Below are 1,907 nucleotides of genomic sequence, written 5' to 3'. Positions count from 1 at the left end.
GTGCAGGCTGCCTTCTGGCGCTGGATCGTGGCGATCGTCGCCGTCGCCCCCTTCGCCGCCCGCGAGGCGTGGCGGCAACGAACCGTACTGCGCCGCCACTTGGGCTTCGTGGTGCTGGCCTCGCTGCTCGGTGTGACGGTCTACAACACCCTCGTGAACCAGGCCGGGCTCTCGACGTCCGCCGGCAACATGGGCATGATCATGGCCGCCTCGCCGGTCCTGATGGCCGCGTACGAGCGCCTGGGGGGCGCCCGCATCGGTGCCCGCCGCACGGTCGGAATGCTGGTGGCGTGCCTGGGGGTGCTGCTCCTGGTCAGCAAGGGCTCCCTGGCCCTGGACTTCGCCGCCGGGGACCTGTGGATGCTGGCAGCGGCCGTCTGCTTCGGCTCGTACAGCGCGCTGCTGCGCCGCAAGCCCGCCGGGATCGGCGGACTGGCGTTCCTCTTCAGCACGTTCGTGCTCGGCGCGTTGATGCTCCTCCCGGCGTACGCCGCCAGCCTGGCGCTCCAGGGCGGCTTCCAGCCGACGGCGGGAACGGTCGGCCCGCTGGTGTACGTGGGGGTCTTCTCCTCCGCGGTCGCGTTCTTCGCGTGGAACAAGGCGATCGCGCTGATCGGCGCGGCGAGGGCGGGCGTCGTCTACTACCTCCAGCCGGTGTGCGTGGCGCTGCTCTCCTTCGTCCTGCTGGGCGAGGCGACGGGACCGATGCAGATCGTATGCATGGTGCTGATCCTCGGCGGAGTGATGCTGGGGGCGGGACGGGGGCGGTGACGGGAAGGCTTTGTGCCTCCGGCCGGGAAGGGTGCCGGGATACATTCCGTCCCATGATCGAGTGGGACATCAAGAAGCTGCGGATCCTGCGGACCCTGCGTGACCGGGGGACCGTGACCGCGACGGCCGAGGCGTTGATGATGACGCCGTCGGCCGTTTCGCAGCAGTTGTCCAACCTCGGCAAGCAGCTCGGCGTACCCCTGCTTGAGGCGCACGGACGGCGGGTCCGCCTGACGGACGCCGCCCACCTCGTGCTGCGGCACGCGGAGGCGGTCTTCGCGCAACTGGAGCAGGCGGACGCCGAGTTGACGGGCTACGTGCGGGGAGAGGCGGGCGAGGTGCGCGTGGGGGCGTTCTCGACGGCCGTGCCCGCGCTGGTGGTGCCGGCGGTGCAGCGGCTGCGTACGACCCATCCCGCGCTGGAGGTGCGGGTGCGGGAGGCGGAGGCGGCGGAGGCGTACGAGCTGCTGGCGAGCGGGGCGGTGGACCTGGCGCTGTCGCTGGCGGCGCACGCGCCGACCGCCCGCGACCAGCAACTGGCCCGAGTGCCGCTGCTCGCCGACCCGCTGGACGTGGCGCTCCCGGCGGGGCACCCGATGGCGGCGGCGCCGGGGCTGAGGCTGGCGGACCTGTCGGGCGAGCCGTGGATCTTCGGCGGGAGCGGGCCGTGGTCGGAGATCACCCGCCACGCGTGCGAGGCGGCGGGCTTCGTGCCGGAGCAGGCGCACAGCGCCGCCGGCTGGACGGCGATCCTGGCCATGGTCGAGGCGGGCATGGGCGTGGCGCTGGTGCCGCGGATGGCGGCGGCGGAGCGGCGGACGGGAGTGGTGATGCGGGTCCTGAGCGCGGACCAGCCCCAGCGCCACGTCGTGGCGGCAGTACGCCGGGGAGCCGAGGCGGGCCCGGCCGTGGCCAGGGTCCTGGCCGCCCTCCGAGAGGTGGCTACGGGGCGGCGGGGGTGAAGGGCTTGAAGGGCTTGAAGGGTGTACCACGGGTTGTGCGGCGGGGTGGTTCTCGGGTCGTCCCTGGCGCTTCAGGGTCGGTGGGCCGGGGTGGTGCGTCAAGGGCGCTCCTGCGTCGCGTCGCCTGCGGCGATTTCGCTCCGCTCCACCCTTGACCCACCACCCCGGCCCACC

2 protein-coding genes are annotated in these 1,907 nt (G+C 73.2%); both read left to right on the top strand.

Annotated features, from left to right (window positions below; all coding sequences use genetic code 11):
* The coding region (locus E2E34_RS33865) for a DMT family transporter (RefSeq protein ID WP_138905652.1) at nucleotides 1–771 on the top strand (771 nt) is incomplete at its 5' end.
* 53 nt (nucleotides 772–824) lie between these two features.
* A complete protein-coding gene (locus tag E2E34_RS33860; protein ID WP_138905651.1) occupies nucleotides 825–1,733 on the top strand; it encodes a LysR family transcriptional regulator in 909 nt (302 codons plus the stop codon).
* The last annotated feature ends 174 nt before the right edge of the window (nucleotides 1,734–1,907 follow it).

It is taken from the genome of Streptomyces albidochromogenes (genome assembly GCF_005981925.1).
GTDB classification, from domain to species: Bacteria; Actinomycetota; Actinomycetes; order Streptomycetales; family Streptomycetaceae; genus Streptomyces; species Streptomyces albidochromogenes.
This window is presented reverse-complemented; position numbering and strand designations above follow the sequence as displayed.